This is a genomic window from Methylobacterium sp. J-088, from assembly GCF_022829295.1.
In the GTDB taxonomy this organism is placed as follows: Bacteria; Pseudomonadota; Alphaproteobacteria; order Rhizobiales; family Beijerinckiaceae; genus Methylobacterium.
In genome coordinates, this window is sequence record NZ_JAKSYH010000279.1 from 52,620 (window position 1) to 69,762 (window position 17,143).

Annotated in this window: 16 protein-coding genes; 8 read left to right on the plus strand and 8 right to left on the minus strand. The window is 71.5% G+C overall.

The window, feature by feature from the left end:
- The first annotated feature begins 44 nt into the window (after positions 1-44).
- From MKK63_RS31015 to MKK63_RS31030, 4 genes are all read left to right on the plus strand, one after another.
- Positions 45-314, plus strand: a complete 270-nt coding sequence (locus tag MKK63_RS31015; RefSeq protein WP_244008299.1) for a hypothetical protein — start codon at positions 45-47, stop codon at positions 312-314.
- A gap of 619 nt (positions 315-933) precedes the next feature.
- Complete coding sequence (locus MKK63_RS31020; protein ID WP_244008300.1) at positions 934-3,171, plus strand: cyclic nucleotide-binding domain-containing protein; 2,238 nt, start codon at positions 934-936, stop codon at positions 3,169-3,171.
- Between the two features lie 154 nt (positions 3,172-3,325).
- Positions 3,326-4,297: a flagellar motor stator protein MotA gene (gene motA / locus MKK63_RS31025; RefSeq protein WP_244008301.1), complete on the plus strand. Its 972-nt coding sequence runs from the start codon at positions 3,326-3,328 to the stop codon at positions 4,295-4,297.
- Positions 4,298-4,325: 28 nt separating this feature from the next.
- On the plus strand, positions 4,326-5,201 hold the full coding sequence (locus tag MKK63_RS31030) for a flagellar motor protein MotB (RefSeq protein WP_244008302.1): 876 nt from the start codon (positions 4,326-4,328) through the stop codon (positions 5,199-5,201).
- Positions 5,202-5,351: 150 nt separating this feature from the next.
- On the opposite strand, the gene MKK63_RS31035 is transcribed toward MKK63_RS31030, so the two are convergent.
- Entirely contained in the window at positions 5,352-5,747 is a 396-nt protein-coding gene (locus MKK63_RS31035) for a DUF3307 domain-containing protein (protein ID WP_244008303.1), read from the minus strand.
- A gap of 428 nt (positions 5,748-6,175) precedes the next feature.
- On the opposite strand from MKK63_RS31035, the gene MKK63_RS31040 reads away from it, so the two are divergent.
- Complete coding sequence (locus MKK63_RS31040) at positions 6,176-6,961, plus strand: GNAT family N-acetyltransferase (protein ID WP_244008304.1); 786 nt, start codon at positions 6,176-6,178, stop codon at positions 6,959-6,961.
- Between the two features lie 94 nt (positions 6,962-7,055).
- Here MKK63_RS31040 and MKK63_RS31860 read toward each other — a convergent pair whose 3' ends face one another.
- Positions 7,056-7,184, minus strand: coding sequence for a hypothetical protein (locus MKK63_RS31860; protein WP_267425667.1), 129 nt, complete (start codon positions 7,182-7,184; stop codon positions 7,056-7,058).
- Positions 7,181-7,951 carry an SGNH/GDSL hydrolase family protein gene (locus MKK63_RS31045; RefSeq protein WP_244008305.1) on the minus strand — a complete coding sequence of 257 codons (771 nt, stop codon included), beginning with the start codon at positions 7,949-7,951 and terminating at the stop codon, positions 7,181-7,183. The genes MKK63_RS31860 and MKK63_RS31045 overlap by 4 nt, the downstream gene beginning before the upstream one ends.
- A 468-nt stretch (positions 7,952-8,419) precedes the next feature.
- Between MKK63_RS31045 and MKK63_RS31050 the strand changes: the two genes are divergently transcribed.
- On the plus strand, positions 8,420-9,184 hold the full coding sequence (locus tag MKK63_RS31050; protein WP_244008306.1) for a 3-hydroxyacyl-CoA dehydrogenase: 765 nt from the start codon (positions 8,420-8,422) through the stop codon (positions 9,182-9,184).
- A gap of 77 nt (positions 9,185-9,261) precedes the next feature.
- Here the strand turns inward: MKK63_RS31050 and MKK63_RS31055 are convergent, their stop codons facing one another.
- Positions 9,262-9,510 (minus strand): hypothetical protein, encoded by a 249-nt coding sequence (locus MKK63_RS31055; protein WP_243927532.1) that lies wholly within the window; start codon positions 9,508-9,510, stop codon positions 9,262-9,264.
- A 168-nt stretch (positions 9,511-9,678) separates the two neighbouring features.
- Here MKK63_RS31055 and MKK63_RS31060 point away from each other — a divergent pair, with 168 nt between their 5' ends.
- Positions 9,679-10,248: a PepSY domain-containing protein gene (locus MKK63_RS31060; protein ID WP_244008307.1), complete on the plus strand. Its 570-nt coding sequence runs from the start codon at positions 9,679-9,681 to the stop codon at positions 10,246-10,248.
- Positions 10,249-10,383: 135 nt separating this feature from the next.
- A complete protein-coding gene (locus MKK63_RS31065; protein ID WP_244008308.1) occupies positions 10,384-12,660 on the plus strand; it encodes a xanthine dehydrogenase family protein molybdopterin-binding subunit in 2,277 nt (758 codons plus the stop codon).
- A gap of 155 nt (positions 12,661-12,815) precedes the next feature.
- Here MKK63_RS31065 and MKK63_RS31070 read toward each other — a convergent pair whose 3' ends face one another.
- The 4 genes from MKK63_RS31070 to MKK63_RS31085 are packed head-to-tail and all read right to left on the minus strand — an operon-like array spanning position 12,816 to position 16,768.
- On the minus strand, positions 12,816-13,946 hold the full coding sequence (locus MKK63_RS31070; protein ID WP_244008309.1) for an aldo/keto reductase: 1,131 nt from the start codon (positions 13,944-13,946) through the stop codon (positions 12,816-12,818).
- Positions 13,947-14,001: 55 nt separating this feature from the next.
- The gene (larB, locus tag MKK63_RS31075; protein WP_244008310.1) at positions 14,002-14,682 is read right to left on the minus strand and encodes a nickel pincer cofactor biosynthesis protein LarB; all 681 of its coding nucleotides are present in this window, start codon (positions 14,680-14,682) and stop codon (positions 14,002-14,004) included.
- A complete protein-coding gene (locus tag MKK63_RS31080; RefSeq protein ID WP_244008311.1) occupies positions 14,679-15,503 on the minus strand; it encodes an adenine nucleotide alpha hydrolase in 825 nt (274 codons plus the stop codon). The genes larB and MKK63_RS31080 overlap by 4 nt, the downstream gene beginning before the upstream one ends.
- Positions 15,500-16,768 (minus strand): LarC family nickel insertion protein, encoded by a 1,269-nt coding sequence (locus MKK63_RS31085; protein WP_244008312.1) that lies wholly within the window; start codon positions 16,766-16,768, stop codon positions 15,500-15,502. The genes MKK63_RS31080 and MKK63_RS31085 overlap by 4 nt, the downstream gene beginning before the upstream one ends.
- Positions 16,769-17,143: the final 375 nt, after the last annotated feature.

The following is a 17,143-nucleotide window of genomic DNA, read 5'->3' on the forward strand; positions in this document are numbered from 1 at the left end:
CGTCGCGCGACGCGTTCGCGCGTCTGGACGCGTGAAGGATGTCCATGACTTCGACCAAGACGGCCCTGTTGGCCATCGCCCTGTGCTTCGGCTCCGCCGCGGCCTTCGCCGAGTCTTCCCCCGCCCGGGACGCGCTCAAGCAGCACTGCACCGGCGATTACATGGATTACTGCAGCGCCTACGCGCCGGGTGGCCCGGAGGTCGAGGCCTGCTTCAAGACCAACCTCAAGAACCTCTCCCCCGGCTGCTCGGCGGCGATCACCGCCTACAAGAAGGAGCAGCGGACGACCAAGCGGGTCAGCGAGGCGCGCTGAGGGGCGGGCCCTCGGATCCCCTAGTGCTCTGACGCATTCACTTCGTTCATGCGAGTGAGCACGAGTTCTTTGGTTTTGCATCAATTTTTCCAGACTCGGCTGACGCCACCGTCTGGATCGATGCACTAGATCCCCGTCGGACAACAGGCGTGCGGCCCCGTCTCTCCCTCTGCCCTCGCGGAGGGACGGGGGCCGCGCGCCCGCGTCCTCGAACGGACGTCTGCCAAGCCCGGGGACCCGCGCGCCTGCGCTGACGGGCCAGCCCGCCGGGACCTCGACCCGGCGTCGCCGGAACGGCCGAAGGCGCATGGCGAGCGCGCGCCCTGAAGACCGCACGCCCCCGCCATCCGCCGGCAGGTCATCGCGAAGTGTTGGCGGCCGCCGTGATGCGCCGTCCGGAGCCCGGGTCAGGCTACGCCGCCGCACAGCCAGATGTCGTCCAGATGGCGCGGCCGGAATGTCTGGACCTCTCCCGCGATCAACACGAAATTTTAAGCGTGCGGCCGCGATGACGAGGCGCTACTTCAGGCTAGCCTGATTCCAACGGTCCCACGTGGATCGCGCGGCGGCGCCTGTGTCCCGGCCCCGTCCGAGTTTCTGAGATCCGGATTCCGCGCCGATGACCACACCCGACAGGATCCCCGCCGGACGCGCGATGCGCGCGGCGTCGGCGCGCGTGTCGCGGACGATCCTGGGTGGGTGCGTCGCCACCATGATGATCGTGCTCGATCTCATCGTGTACTCGCAGCTCATCTTCTCCGGCCCGCTCGCCGAGAGCCGCACCGCCGGAGTGGCGGCGATGCTCTCGGCCTACGTCCTGGGCGGCCTCGTCTTCGCGGTGCTCAAGCGGGACGTGGTGGTTTCCCTGTCGTTCTTCGGAGCGGCCGCGATCGTGCAGGCGGCGATCGCCGCCAGGGTCGCGGAGCAGCTGCACGCGGCGGGCGTGACCGATCCGGATGCGGTCGGCCAGATCGTCCTGCTCGCCTGCGGCGCGGCGACCCTGCTGACGGGCCTCGTCTTCGTGGCGCTCGGCACCCTGCGGGCCTCGCTGGTGATGCAGCTGCTGCCCTACCCGATCCTGACCGGCTTCCTCGCCGGCGTCGGCCTGCTGCTCCTGCGCAGCGGCGTGCAGATCGGCGCCCATATCGACGACGCGGTCGCGTCCGTGCTGGGCCTGTTCGATCCGGCAACGCCCAGCCTGCACGATCCCGGCACGCTCGGGCGCATCGCCCTGACGCTCGGCATCGGTGTCTGCGCCTTCTATCTCCCCCGGCGCGTCCCGCACTGGAGCACCTTCCCCGCCATCGTCATCGCCAGCTTCGCGCTGGTGCATCTCGGCGTGTCGATGCAGGGCCTCGACACCGCCGCCGCGCAGGCGGCCGGCTGGCTGATCGACCCGCTGCCGCCGGGCCCGCTGCTGCGCGCGCCGGCGATCGCCAGCCTCTCGGGCTTCGACCCCGCCCTGCTCCTGCCGGTCCTGCCGAAGATCGCCACCGAGATCCTGGTCGCGGTCATCATCCAGATCCTCTACGTCGTCAGCGTCGAGCTGGATCTGCGGCGCGAATTCGGCATCGACCGGCTCTTCGTCGCCTCGGGCTTCACGAACGTCCTCGGCAGCTTGTTCGGCAGCCCGGTGATGGGTTTCGACCGGACCTCGACGCTGTACCTGCACAATATCGGCGGCGGGCAGTGGCTCGGCCGGTGGCTGACGCTCGCCGTCACGGCAGCCCTGCTGCTGTTCGGCGCGAGCGCCCTGGGCCTGCTGCCGCGCCCGCTGGCCGGCGGTGCCCTGATCGCGATCGCGCTGGGGCACCTGTTCAACCTCTCCCGCGCCCACAGGACCCTGCTGCCCTGGGAGGTCGCGGTGGCGGCCTGCGTGTGCGCGGCGACCGCCCTGTTCGGGGCCACAATGGGCTTCCTGACCGGCATCCTGATGGCGATGCTGATCTTCGCGGTCCAGTACGCCCAGATCCCGACCATCCGCCGGGCGATCTCCGGGGCGGAGCGGCGCAGCAGCATCATCCGCGCGCCGGAGACCGCCGCCCGGCTGCGCGAGGCCGGAACCCGCACACGGATCTACACGCTGCAGGGCTTCCTGTTCTTCCTCAACGGCCAGGCGATCCACCGGCGGGTCGCCGCGGAGGCCCCGGCCCTGCGGGTGCTGATCCTGGACTTCCGGGACTGCGTCGGGCTGGACAGCTCGGCCCTCGTGGCGTTCCGCAAGATCGGGCAGCGCGCCGAGGCGCGCGGCTTCGACGTGCTCCTGGCCCATCTCGGGCCGACGATGCTCCGGCAGTTCGCGCGCAACGGCCTCACGGCCGGGCCGCGGATCCGCACCCTGCCGACCCTCGACGAGGCCCTGCGGGACGCGGAGGCGACGCTGCTGGCGGAGGCGGCGATCCCCGAGGCCGGCACGACCGCGCCTTTTGCCCGGCACCTGTCGGATCAGCTGGGCTGCACGATCGAGCCCGGCGAGCTGGCACCCTACCTGACCGTCCGCGATCTCGAGACCGGCGCGACGCTGATGCGCCAGGGCGAGGCGGCCGACGCCCTGTACTTCCTCGAACAGGGCCTCGTCTCGATCGAGATCGCGGTGCCGGGGCGCCCGCATATGCGCCTGCGCACCACGGCGGCCGGCACGGTGATCGGCGAGGTCGCGCTGGTGCAGGGCGGCCAGCGGACCGCCACGGCGGTGGCCGAAACCCCCTGCCGGGTCGTCGGCATCGACCGGGACGGCCTCGCCCGCATGGAGCGGGAGCGCCCCGACCTCGCGCTGCGCGTCCAGCGCTTCCTGATCCTCGAACTGGCCGGCAAGCTCACCGACACGAACCGGCTGCTCGAGGTCGAGCTGCACTGAGCCGCGTCCCGGTTTCGGTGTCCGGGCCGCCGCGCTCCAGTTCTGGTTTCGAAAGGTCGAGACCTTTCGCGGGTCCAGGGCAGGGCCCTGGTCGACGTCTCAAGGTCAAGCTCTCAGGGCTCCGCCCTGAGCACCCGCCAAAGGGCGAGGCCCTTTGGAAACCCGGGCCGAACAGGCCCTAAACGCGCCGTTAACCAAAATCGGTGATTTGCCAGATCTTGGTAACTTCGCGCCGGCTATAACGGCCGCCGCGCAAGGATGGCACGTGATGCGGCTGATCGTCGGCACATTGATCGTCTTCGCCTGCGTCTTCGGCAGCTACGCGGCGATGGGCGGCCACCTGGCCGTCCTGTGGCAGCCGTTCGAGTTCGTCATCATCCTCGGTGCAGCGATCGGTGCCTTCATCATCGGCAATACCGGGCCGGTGCTCAAGGCTGTGCCCGCCATGCTGGGCACATTGGTCAAGGGCCCCAAATACACGCAGCAATCCTATGTCGAACTGCTGGGAATGCAGTACTCGTTGTTCAAGCTGGCGAAGTCGAAGGGTGCGATGGCGCTCGAGCCGCACATCGAGGATCCGGGCGAGTCGACGCTGTTCAACGCCTTCCCGACCTTCGCGGCGAACCATCACGCGGTCGAGTTCGTCTGCGACTACATGCGCATGGTGACGCTGGGCGCCAACAACGTCCACGAGATCGACGCCCTCATGGATGAGGAACTGGAGACCCACCATCAGGAGCAGGAGCGTGTCGTTTCGGCCATGCAGGCGCTCGCCGACGGAACGCCGGCGCTTGGCATCGTGGCCGCCGTGCTCGGCGTGATCAAGACGATGGGGGCGATCAAGGAACCGCCGGAGGTGCTGGGGCATCTGATCGGCGGCGCGCTGGTCGGCACCTTCTTCGGCGTCTTCGTCGCTTATGGCTTCTTCGGGCCCATGGCGCAGTCGCTCAAGGGCCTCTTCGAGGCCGAATCCAAATACTACATTTCACTCAAGGCGGGCCTTCTCGCCCATATCGGCGGCCAGCCGCCGGTGATGGCGGTCGAATTCGCCCGCAAGTCGCTGATGAGCGACGTCCGCCCGACCTTCAACGAAGTGGAAGCGGCCACCGCCGCTCTGCCCGCCTAGACCTGACCCCGTCTCCAGCAGGGACTTGATGGCCACGCCCACCCCGCCGATCATCATCATCAAGAAGGTCAAGAAGGCCGCCCATGCCCACCACGGCGGGGCCTGGAAGATCGCCTATGCGGACTTCGTGACCGCCATGATGGCGTTCTTTCTGCTGATGTGGCTGATCAGCATGACGACGCAGGAGCAGAAGGTCGGTCTGGCGGAATACTTCGCGCCGGCGGCTTTGAGCCCAGCCACCAGCGGCGCTGGCGGAATCATGTATGGCAGAGCCCTGGACACGTCCGGCAACAAGCCGTCCACGCCCCGCGACGCGGAGCGGGGTTCCGCCGAGCAGGAGGACAAGGCACGCCCGAACAGTCCGGGCCGCGCCAGCGATCGCGAGGCCAGCCGCGCGGCCGCCGACGCGCAGGCCAATTACAGCGCCATCGCCAGCCTCCGGCAGGCCCTCCAGGAAATGCCCGACATCGCCGAGCTGTCGAAGAACATCGTGATCGAGCCGACCAAGGACGGCGTGGACGTGTCCCTGGTGGACCAGGACGGCCGCTCCATGTTCCGCGAGGGCGCCGTCGATCCCTACGAGCGCACCCGTCGCGTGCTGGAGGCGCTCGCGCCTACCCTGCGCCGGCTGCCCAACCGCCTGTCGGTCACCGGCCACACGGCCGCCGCGCGCCCGGGCTCGGCGCGGGCCGGCGAACCCTGGGCCCTCACGGCCGGGCGTGCGCTCGCCGTGCGCGAGATCCTGGCGGGCGCCGGGGTTCCCAACGACAACTTCGTCTCCGTGGTGGGCCGCGCCGACACCGAGCCGGTTTTCCCCGACAATCCCTACATCGCGCCGAACCGACGGGTGACGATCACGCTGCTCAATGCGAGCCCGCCGGTACCCGCGAACCTCTTCCGCTGACGACACGGCGCTGCGCCGCCCTGGAGCCGCGCCCGTGTCGTGTCGCGCCCGTGTCGTGACGCGCGCCCTTCCGCGCCGAACCGGTGTCCGCTTCGACTAAGAGCGCGCGCGACCACGACGGGCACAGCGCGGTCGATGCCGCCCCTCGGATCAGGCCACGGCCAGGATCGCCGCCAGCCCGATATGGGTCACCTGATGCAGGAACTGGTCGATGCCGATCAGCCACCAGAACCGGGTGTCGGTGGGCGGGAAGTGCGTGCGCTGGCCGATCAGGCCCTTGCCGCGGTCGACGGCCGTGTGCACGGCGAAATCCACCAGCGCCAGCCACCACAGGGCCGGCTTGACCGGCAGCGTGATCAGCAGCGTGCCCAGGCCGTGAAGGCCGGTATGGGCACAGAGGGGGAGGAGCCAGGCCGAGGCCCGGTCCTTGCCGTGCGCCATCCAGGTGTTCTGGAGCAGGAAATCCGCACCGAGTTGCTTTACCGCGAAGGCGAAGACCAGCAGCGCGAAGGCCCCGACCGAAACGGGCGTGTCGAAGGACGGCATCGCCGCACGGGCTCTCCTGTCACGCGCGCAGGCTGACGGTCCGCACGCGCAGCCCGCTCCGAATCGCGGGTCTTCAGCATACACGGCCGCCCGCCTCCTGGCGCGCCTGGATCGACCTGCGCGGGGCCGGCTGGCCGCCCGACATCAGATTTCGCTCACGGCTTCAGGTCATAAGATCAGTATTTTTGCTGATTTCGGATCGTATACTGCCACAAGTCGTATATTTTAATCGTTATAATTCAGATAAATAACCATTGTTGGGTCGATCCTGTGCATGATAGCCCCGGCTTCATTACGAGCACCACGAGGGCGAGATTGACGGTCCGGGATTGCAACCTGAGCAATACGCGGGCGGGGATGCCGCCGCAGCGCTCCCGTCGCCGTCTCGATCGCCCGGCGCAGGCCCGGGGCGGACCGGCCGCCTGACCATGCGGGATGGCGACCCGGCCTTCGAGGCCCTGCGCGACGCCCATGTGGCGGCCCTCACGGGATCCCTGATCGACGGCGTCGCGCACGGGCCCGGAGGCGCCGGCTACGTCTGGTCGCGGAGCATTCCGGACCCGACCCTGAACTTCGCCTACGGGGTGCGCCGGCCCGACCAGTTCGCCTGGGCGGGGGCGGCGGCCCTGGGGCGCGACCGGGCGCCGGCCTTCCTGGCCCGGGATGCCGAGGAGGTCGCCCTGCTGCGCGCCCTGTTCGAGCCCGCGATCCTCCGCCCGGCGCGCTGGATGGTGGCGCGGCCGCCGCCGGTGCCATCCCCGGCGGACGGTGCGATCACCCTCCAGGCCACCCCCGCGCCGGGACCGGAGTTCGAGGGCGTCTTCGCCAACCTGTCGGACGACCCGGCCGTGCGGACGCATCTGCGCCGCACCTACCTGCCGGCCCTGCGGGGGGCCAAGGCGCGGCCCGGCCTCGCGCCGCTCCACCTCGTCCTGCGCGACGTCGCCGGCCCGGCGGCTTGCGCGTGCCTCTACCTGCGCGGCGACATGGCCGGGCTGTACAACCTCGGCACCCGGGTCGATCGGCAGGGCCGGGGCCTGGGCACCGCCGTGACCCGCGCGGCCTTGAACGCGGCGCGGACGCGCGGGGCAACCCGGGTGTTCCTGCACGTCTTCCCGCACGGCCGGGCCGGTGGCGCCCTCGAGGCGCTCGCGACCCGGGCGGGCTTCCGGACGGTCTGCGCGCCGGTCCTGATGGGCACGAGCCCGCCGTGAGGCGGGCGTCTCACCCGGTGAGGATAAGGCTGCCCGCCTTGAGGCGGGCGTCTCACCCGGTGAGGATAAGGCTGCCCGCCGTGAGGCGGGCGTCTCACACGGTGAGGATGACGCTGCCCGTCGTGCGGCCCGCCGCCAGCGCCAAGCGCCGGCCCGGCCGTGCCCCGCCGCGGACGGGTCCCGAGGAGAGCGGGCAGGCGAAGATCTCCGCAAGGCCCCTCACGGGCGGCCGGTCCAGGCCGCGCGGAGAACCCGGAGATTGGCCACCGGGCTCGGCCCGGCCGGGCGGCGGGCGGGCCGAGCGGCCGGCAGCGGATCGATCACCACCAGCCGGGCGATCTCGGCGGCCAGACGGGTGTAATCGGCCATGTGCACGCCGTCCCGGTAGAGGCCCGATCCGGCGAGCCCCCCGGGGCCGTCGCGCAGGGCGACGAACGGATCGAAGTAGGCGTGGCCCCGCTCGGCACAGAGCGCCGCGAGCCGGTCCGAGAAGATCGCGACGGCGGCCGGATCCCGGCCGGTCGCCCAGGCGCCGACCGGCGGGACGGCGGCGACGAAGACCTGCCCCGACCACGCCTCCAGGAAGCTCAGGATGCGCCGGACCTCCGCGGCGAACCGATCGGCGCTCCGGGCCCGCTCCGGATGGCGCCCGCGCAGGATGTCGTTGGTGCCGATGATCAGCACGGAGGCTGCGCAGCGGACCGGCACGCGCCGGTCCGCGCGGTGCAGGACCGTCCGGTGCAGATCCGTGAGTAGCCGGGCACAATCGGCCGCGGTGCTGCCGCCGACCGCGATGTTGAGGCTGGGCCGGCCGCCGAGATCCGGGGTCCCGATGGACTCCGCGTGGGAATTGCCCACCAGAAGCACGCTGTCCGGTGTGGCGGCGCGCAGGGCGGCGCGGATCCCCGCGGACCGCGCCGCCCGGTGCCGCCCGACGAGCCGGCGATGACACCAGCGGCGGGCGACGGTCTCGAACCAGGGGGCGCGCATGAGCTGTCCTGTGCATGGCGTGAGGCATCGGCCGCCCGGCAGGTCGGGGCGGAGGGCTGGGCTTTCGGCGCGGCGGGTCGACGATGTTCGACCGAAACCACGGGCCGGAATGTTTTTCGAGTCTGTATCGACGCGCTGGAAACAGACGGAAATACAAACCAATACAGCGCTTCGATTGGTCGAACTGTATGTGGGAATTGTTCACACGTCAACTGTCGCGCCGACGCTCAGGGGCCGGTGCGGGCGGCTTCCGGCTCCCGCCGGAGCCCGCTTCGACGAAGCGGACACCGTTCGGCGCAAGAGTGCGCGTGACAGCACGAGCGCGCGTCACAGCACGAGCGCGCGTCACAACACGGGTTGAGAGCCGCACTCGATTGCAACGCGATCGGGCGCGGCTTTAGGTCGTGTCCGTCATCAGGGCCGGGCGCGCCGTGTGCGCGGCGGCTGGGATTATCGGGGGAGGCCGGAATGATTCAGGATCGCGTCTTCATCGTCACCGGGGCGGGCTCGGGCCTGGGCGAGGCGACGGCGCGCGGCCTCGTGGCGGCGGGCGCCCGGGTGGTGCTGGCCGACATCGCCCGGGAGGCCGGCGCCCGGGTGGCGGCGGAGCTCGGCGCGGCGGCGCGCTTCGCCGAGACCGACGTCACCCGCGAGGCGGACGGCGCGGCGGCGGTCCGGACGGCCCTGGACGCGTTCGGGCACCTGCACGGGCTGGTGAACTGCGCCGGGATCGCGCCGGGCGAGAAGGTGGTCGGCCGCGACGGGCCGCACCGCCTCGACAGCTTCGCCAGGGCGGTCACGGTCAACCTCGTGGGCACCTTCAACATGATCCGGCTGGCGGCCGACGCGATCGGCCGGGAGGCGCCGGACGAGACGGGCGCCCGGGGCGTGATCGTCAACACCGCCTCGATCGCGGCCTTCGACGGCCAGATCGGGCAGGCCGCCTACGCGGCCTCGAAGGGCGGGGTGGTGTCCATGACCCTGCCGATCGCCCGGGAACTCGCCCGGCACGGCATCCGGGTGGTGACGATCGCGCCCGGCATCTTCGAGACGCCCATGATGGCCGGGCTGCCGCAGGAGGTGCAGGACGGGCTCGGGCAGAGCGTGCCGTTCCCGCCGCGGCTCGGCCGGCCGGCCGAATACGCCGCCCTGGTCCGGCACATCTGCGAGAACCCGATGCTCAACGGCGAGACGATCCGCCTCGACGGGGCCTTGCGGATGCCGCCGCGCTGAAGGCGCGAACCAAGCGTCGGGGCGCTGCCCCGACACCCCGCCAAAGGGCTTGCCCTTTGGGATCCACCGACCGGTGACTAGCCGATCGACACGCTGGTCAGGACTCCGGCGGCCCGGCGGACCTCCTCGGCGATCATCTCCTCGCTCGGGCCGTCGATCGGCATGTCGGACAGGATCGCCGCCACGTCGCGCTTCACGTCCTCGCGGATCTCGGGATTCTCCTCCGACAGGCGCCCGATCAGGACGCCCAGCACGATCTCCAGGGCGGAGAGCTTGGCGTGCAGGCGCGTGAACTCGTCCAGCGGCTCGGGTTCGTGTCCGGTCATAGGCAGGTCCTCATAAGCAGGTCCTCATGGGCCGCTCCTCATACAGGCGGGGGACGGGGCGGCACCACCCCGGCCCCGGGCGGCTTTTTTTCCCTGTCCCGGGCAACCGGACTTGCGGCCTCGGCGTTTCACGCTCCCGTGAACGAACCCGCAAAAGGGACACCCGCCATGATCACCCGTCTCGCCGCCGCCGCCGGCCTGCTCGCGCTCTCCACGAGCCTCACGCTCGCCCAGACCGCCACCTCCACCCCCGCCGAGCCGGCCTCCAAGGCCGACAGCAACCTGAAGGAGTGGCAGGTCGCCAAGCTCGCCAAGGTCGGCCTCGCCCAGGCGCTCGCCACCGCCGAGACGCAGGGCGACGAGAAGGGCGGCCGCGCCATCGATGCCGACTTCGAGAAGGCCGACAGCAAGGACCCGGCCCATTACGCGATCAAGGTCGTCTACCCGAGCGGCAAGCTCGTCGAGTACGGCATCAACGCCGACACGGGCGCGCTCTACAAGACCGAGAACCAGCCGTTCGAGCGCTACTTCACCCGCCTGAAGGCCTCCGACTTCCAGAACGCCAAGACCTCCCTGAAGGACGCGCTGGCCATCGCCGAGCAGAAGGCCGGCGGCGGCAAGGCCTACGAGGCCGAGGTCGAGAAGGACGGCTCCGCGGTCCAGTACGAGATCAAGGTCGCGGGCGCCGACAAGGAGCAGGAGGTCAAGGTCGGCCCGGACGGGAAGGTCTTGAACTGAGCTGATCCCGGCCGCGCTGGTGCGCCATCAGCGCGGCCGCTGCATCCTGTCGCCCCACCGCCCGGGGAGCCGAACCGCCCCCGGGGCGCTTCCCTCCCTGCAGGCGGCCCGATGGCCGCGGACGGGGAGGGCGGCATGGATTCGCACGCTTTGAAATCCGGAGACCATCTCGGCCAGGCCCATACCCGGGTCGAGGGGCCCGACAAGGTCACGGGCCGGGCCCTCTACAGCTCCGACCGCCCCGGACCGGACCGGGGCACGGCCCACGCCGCCCTGGTGACCAGCCCCATCGCCCGGGGCCGGATCGCCGGGTTCGACTGCGACGCCGCGCGGGCGGTGCCGGGCCTGCTTGCCATCTTCACCCACCGGGATTTTTCCGGCGCGGTGGCCCCGGTGAAGCACCTGATGGCCGGCGGCTACGCCAACAGCTCGCACCGGCCCCTCGACTCCGACACGGTGGCGTATGCCGGCCAGATCGTGGCGCTGGTCGTCGCCGAGACCCTGGAGGCCGCCGAGGCGGCGGCCGGTGCGGTCCGGGTCTCCTACGACGAGGAGCCCGCCGCCGGGGGTTTCGATGCGCCCGGCGCCGAGACCGTGCGCCTCGCCGACCTGAAACCCCACCACGAGGACATCAACCGGGGCGATGTCGAGGCCGGCTTGGCGGGCGCGGCCATCCGCGTCGAGGCCCGCTACGCGACCCCGGTCCAGCACCACAACCCGATCGAGTTGTTCACCACCCGGGCCGCCTGGGACGGCGACCGGCTCACCGTGCACGAGCCGACCCGCTATGTCGGCGCCGTCCAGCACGGGCTCGCGGCGCAGCTCGGCCTCGATCCCGCGAACGTGCGGGTGGTGGCGGGCCTGATCGGCGGCCATTTCGGCTCGAAATTCGCGCTGTCGCAACACACGGCGCTGATCGCGCTCGCGGCCAAGCGCCTCGGCCGGCCGGTCTCCCTGGTACCGAGCCGGCGGCACTGCTTCACCATCGCCAATTACCGGCCGGAATCGCGCCACAGGATCCGGCTCGGCGCCGACAGGTCGGGCCGGTTCACCGCCCTGGTGCACGAGGCCGAGACCGTGACGTCGCGCTTCGATCCCTTCGTGATGGAGGGGGCGGAGGTGACCGCGAGCCTCTATGCCTGCCCGAACATCCGCACCGAGGAGCGGGCCGTGCGGGTCGACCGCAACACGCCGGGGCCGATGCGGGCGCCCCCGGAGGTGCCGTTCCTGTTCGCCCTGGAGAGCGCCGTCGACGAGATGGCGGTGGCGCTCGGCATGGACCCGATCGAACTGCGCCGGCGCAACGACACGGCGGTCGATCCGGTCTCGGGAAAACCGTTCTCGACCCGGCCGCTGATGGCCTGCTTCGAGGCCGGGGCAAAGGCCTTCGGCTGGTCGCGCCGGGTGCCGCGCTTGGGCGCGATGCGGGATGGCCCCTGGCTGATCGGCCTCGGCTGCGCGGCCTCGGTGCGACCCGTAAAAATCGCCGCCGCGACGATGCGGGTCCGGCTCGGCCCGGACGGGTCGGCGGAGGTGGCCTGCGCGCATCACGAGATCGGCAACGGCATCACCACGCTGCTCGCCATGGGCGCGGCGGACGGGCTCGGGGTTCCGGTGGAGCGGGTGACGGTCCGGCTCGGCGACACCGACCTTCCGGCGGCCGGCATCTCGGGCGGATCGAGCACGACCACCAGCCTGATGAACGCCCTGGCGCTCGGCTGCCGGCAGATCCGCAAAACCCTGGCGCAGGCCGCGACCGGGCAAGGCGGACGCCTCGCCGGCCGGGATCCGGGCGCGTTGCGCCTCGCGGGCGGCCGGCTCGCGGCGCCGGACGGGACCGGGATCGCGCTTGGCGAGGCGGTCGGCCCCGCGGGCGTCGAGACCGTCGCGGAATTCGTGCCCGCAGGGGGCGACCGGGAGAAGGCGCTTCAGGGCCTGCGCGGCGGCCATATCGGCCTCAGCCTGGGCGGGGGCGGCAAGGCCGTCTCCTGGGGTTTTGGCGCGCAGTTCGCCGAGGTCCATATCCAGGCCGAGACCGGGGAGATCCGGGTGGCGCGGCTGACCGGCGCCTTCGCGGCGGGGCGGATCCTCAACCCGCTGACCGCCAAGAGCCAGCTCATGGGCGGGATGATCTGGGGGCTCGGCTCGGCGCTGCTCGAAGAGACGGTGCTCGACGGCGCCGCCTATCGCAATCCGGATCTCGCCGAGTACCTCGTCCCCACCGCGGCCGACGCGCCGGAGGTCGAGGCGCTGCTGGTGCCCGATCCCGACGATCAGGTCGACGCGCTGGGCCTGAAGGGCCTGGGCGAGCTCGGGATCATCGGGGTGAACGCGGCCATCGCCAACGCAATCCACCACGCCACCGGCCGCCGGATCCGCAGCCTGCCGATCCGGCTGGAGGATGTGGTGTGAGGGGGCATGCTCTCCTCCCCCTTGCGGGGAGGAGCCGGAGGTGGGGGTGGTGCCGGATTGAGCACAGCGGTGCCGTCTGAACCACCCCCACCCCTAACCCCTTCCCGCAAGGGGGAGGGGGGAGCGGCCGCTTCGGCGCAGAGACCCTTGACGCCTTACTCCATCGTCGGCGCGAGCTTCTTCACGCCCTGCACGTCGTCGCCGAGCCACGCCGCGTTCTTGGCGGTGCCGTCGAAGGTCGCGCTCGTCTTGAACAGCTCGTACTTGCCCTCCAGCGCGTAGGGCTTCGAGCGCGACAGCAACTCGGCCACCGTGGCCTTGTCCATCGGCGTGAAGGTTTTCACCGCCTCGAAGGCCTGGTCGAGGTCGCGCTGGTTCTGAATGCCGGTGATCACCACCGAGACCGGCAGGTTCAGCGAGAAGTGCAGGTACTCGATCGGCCGGATCGGCGCGTCCGCCTTCAGGATCACCCCGTCGCCGAACGTCTTCATGGCGAGCGGCGCGATGCCGTTCTGCACCAGATACGGCAGGACGAGGTGGCTGAACGAGCGGAAATGCGCGTCCATCACGTTGACGGGCATCTGCACGGAATCGAAGTGGAAGCCGCGCTCGGCCGCCACCTCCAGCATCTGCAGGTGGATGCGCGGGTCCTTGTGGCCGGTGAAGCCGATGTAGCGCAGCTTGCCCTGCTTCTTGGCCTCCAGGAACCCCTCCATGGCGCCGCCCTCGGCGAAGACCCGGTCGGGATCGTCGTAGCGCAGGATCTCATGGTGCTGGACGAGGTCGATCCGGTCGGTGCGCAGGCGCAGGAGCGACTGGTCGATCTGCTTGATCGCCTCTTCCTTGGTCCGCCCGTCCATCTTGGACATCAGGAAGACCTTGTCGCGGTAGCCGCCCTGGGCCAGCGCCGCGCCCATGCGCAGCTCGGAGCGCCCGTCGTTGTAGTCCCAGCAATTGTCCATGAAGGTGATGCCGCGGTCGATCCCGGCATGGATCAGCCGCGTCGCCTCGTCGTCCGTCACGGCGCTCTTGCCGAGGTGGAACCCACCCATGCCGATCGCCGAGATCTTTTCCGACGTCTTGCCGAAGGTCCGGTAGAGCATCTCGCCCCGGCGCTCGCCGGGATCGGTGACGAAGGGCAGGTCGGCCGGGTCCTGCGGGCGGTTGCCGGGCAGAGGGCTGGCGGGGGCGTTCACGGCCGCTCCTGCGCTGCCGGCGCCAGCCAAGCTCGCGCCGGAAAGTCCGGCGCCGAGCACGGCGCCCTGTAGGAAGCTGCGGCGTTCCATCGGCTGTCTCCGTTCGCGAATGGTCGGGTGCGGGGAGGTAATGCGTCGGGCCGGGTCATCGTTCGCGCTCCTCGGCGAGGCGTCCTGCCGCGTGGAGCAGGCGCAGGGCGGCGCAGGCGGCGCCGTAGCCGTTGTCGATGTTGACCACCGTGATGCCGGGCGCGCAGCTCGCCAGCACGGCATCGAGGGCGGCGCGCCCGCCGGCCGCGACGCCATAGCCCACGGAGGTCGGAACCGCGATCACCGCGCCCGCCACGAGGCCGCCGACGACGCTCGGCAGGGCCGCATCCATCCCGGCGGCGACGATCACCACCGGATGGGCCCGGATCTCCGCGATCCGCGTGGTCAGCCGCCACAGGCCGGCGACGCCGACATCGGCAAAGAGCGAGGCCGCCCGGCCGCCATAGGCCAGCACCCGCAGGGCCTCGCGGGCGACGGGCACGTCCGAGGTGCCGGCCGCCACCACGGCGACCCGGGCCGGGCCCGTGACCCGGGGGGCCTCGCCGAACACCGCCGTGCGCGAGACCGGGCAATAGTCGAGCCGCGCCCCATCCCTGAGCCGGTCGCGCTTCTCCGGGTCGAGACGGGTGAGCAGGAGCGAGGCGCCCCGCACCCGGGCGGCCTCCAGGATCGCGTCGATCTGCTCCGGGCTCTTGCCGGCGCAGAAGATCGCCTCCTCCAGGCCGATCCGCTCGGACCGGGCGAAATCGAGGGTGAATTCTTCCGCGATGCTCATGCCTGGGCCTCCGGCGGCTCGACCAGGAAGGCGCTGCCGACCCGGTAGGGGGCGAAGCGAACGAGGCCGGCGAGACGCGGCGGGGCGAGCGCCCGGATGCCGGCCCCGAGCGTTTCGCGCTCCGCGGCGTCGAGGGCCGCAAGGCTCCCGGGATCGAGTTCCACCACCACCCCCTCGGCGCGCACCCGGCAGCGGACCGCGCGCTTGGCGCCGGCCCCCGCGTCGAGTGCCCCGCCGACCAGCCGCTCGACCGCGTGGATGAAGCTCAAGGTTTCCGGCTCGATCGGAATGCCGGTCTCGACCCGGCTCGACAGGCAAGGCGCCGCCGGCAGTTCCGCCACCGTGCCGAGGCCGAGGTCGCGGGCGAGCGCCCGCACGGACGCCTTGTCGAACCCGGCCTCCACGTAGGGATGACGCACGCCGTGCTGCCGGGCGGCGTCGAGGCCGGGGCGGTACTCGCCGAGGTCGTCGCGATTGGCGCCCGACAGGATCTGCCGGTCGGTGACGGCCCGGACCGCGCCGTAGAGATTGGTCTTGCAGAAGAAGCAGCGGTTGACCGGGTTCGCCCGGTAGGCCGGATCGGCGAACTCGCCGGCCTCGATCACCCGCAGATCCCAGCCCTCGCGGGCACCCTCGGCGCGCACGCGGGCGGTCGCCTCCCCGGGCACGGCCGGCGAGACCGCGTGGACCATGAGGGCCGCCCCCGGCGCCAGCCGGTGGGCGAGGGTGGCGAGCGTCAGGCTGTCGACCCCGCCGCTCACCGCCACCGCGACGGGCCCGAGCCCGGCGAGGACCGTTTCGAGAGTCTTCCGGTGCGTCACCGCTCCTCCTCCGGCTGCTGGTCCAGGGCGAGACGCTCGGCCGCGCGGCGCAGGGCGGCCCGCGCGGCGTGGCCGGCATGGTCGCGGGAATCGTCGGCCTCGGCCTTGGCGGTGCGCCCGCCCGGCCGGTCCACGACCTTCACCCGGACCGGCCGGCCCGCCTGCTCGACCGTATGGGCTTCCCGATCCAGCACCGCGCCCTCCACAAGGTGGTAACGCAGGCCGATCGTGGTGGTCTCCCGGAAACAGGCCGCGATCGCCGCCTCCAGGCTCTCCGGGCGCACCAGGGCCTGGATATGGGCCATCATCCGGCCCTTCTTGCCGAGGACCGGCGCCTGCACGACGTCGAGGATCCCGGGCTCGGCGCGCAAGCAGTCGAGGCCCATGGCGAGGTCCTCGCCGGACTGGTCGTCGATCTCGAAGGCGATCACCGCGAGATCCCGCCGGCCCGGTCCGGCGGCGGCGCCCTCCTCCAGCACCAGGGCGCGCAGGCAGTTGCTCAGGCCCGGCAGCACCTTCGTGCCGAAGCCGATGCCGGTGCGCCCGAGGATCCCCCGGGGCCGGCCCCGCCCGGGATCGCCGCCGCAGAGATGGCGCAGGATCGCCGCCCCGGTGGGCGTGACGCGTTCGCCGGGGACGCCGTCGTCGAGGGTGGAGAAGCCGGCGAGCAGCAGCGTGGTGGCCGGCGCCGGGACGGGGAGGGGGCCGTGCTGGGTCTTCACCCGGCCGGAGCCGAGCGGCAGGGCCGAGACGCTCCAGCTCCGCACCTCCAGCGCGGCGATCAGGTGGGCGGCGGCCACGATGTCGGCGATCGAATCGAAGGCCCCGACCTCGTGGAACGCCACCGCATCGACCGCGATGCCGTGCACCCGGGCCTCCGCGTCGGCGAGGTGGCCGAAGATGCCGAGCGCCTGCGCCCGGACCGAAGGCGCGAGATCCGCTTCCGTCAGCGCGGCGCGGATCTCCGACCAGGGCCGGTGGCCGTGATCGTGCGTATGGCCGTGCGTATGGTCGTGATCGTGGTGTGGGTGATGATGGTGGCCGTGATCGTGCCGGTGATCGGGCTCGACCCCGGGTCCGGAAACGAAAAAACGCGCGCCGCGCAGGATGCCGTCGTTGTGCGGGTGCAGCGCGCAGGCGATGCGGGCATCGACCGCCCGGATGCTCGCGCTCACGCCGTCCTGATGCTCGGGGAAGGCGTCCAGCAGGGCGGCGGCGAACATGTCGCCGGCCACGCCGCCGAGTGCGTCGAGATGAATGTGCATCGTCTGCCGGTCGGCCTGCCACGGATTGGGCACGTCTGCTGAGATCGGCCGCATCGGCCCCAAGGCAAGGTTCGCCGCGGGACGCAAGGCCGACCGGTGCCGCGGCGTATCGCCCGCCGGCCTGCGCGCGACAGGACAGTCGTGCGCCTTCGCACTTGGCGAGCGCGACATGCCCCCTCTCCCGACCGGGAGAGGGTTGGGGTGAGGGAGGAGAACGATACGGACGAGGCGCACCCCCTGTCGTTGCGTTACCGACGCCCTCGATCCTGAAAATTCCCGCCTCGCGCGAAGCTTCTCGCCCCCCACCCTGCACCTATCCCGCCCGGGCGAGGGGACCCGCGTCTTGCTCGCCGGGTCCACTCCGGGGCGTAGCGG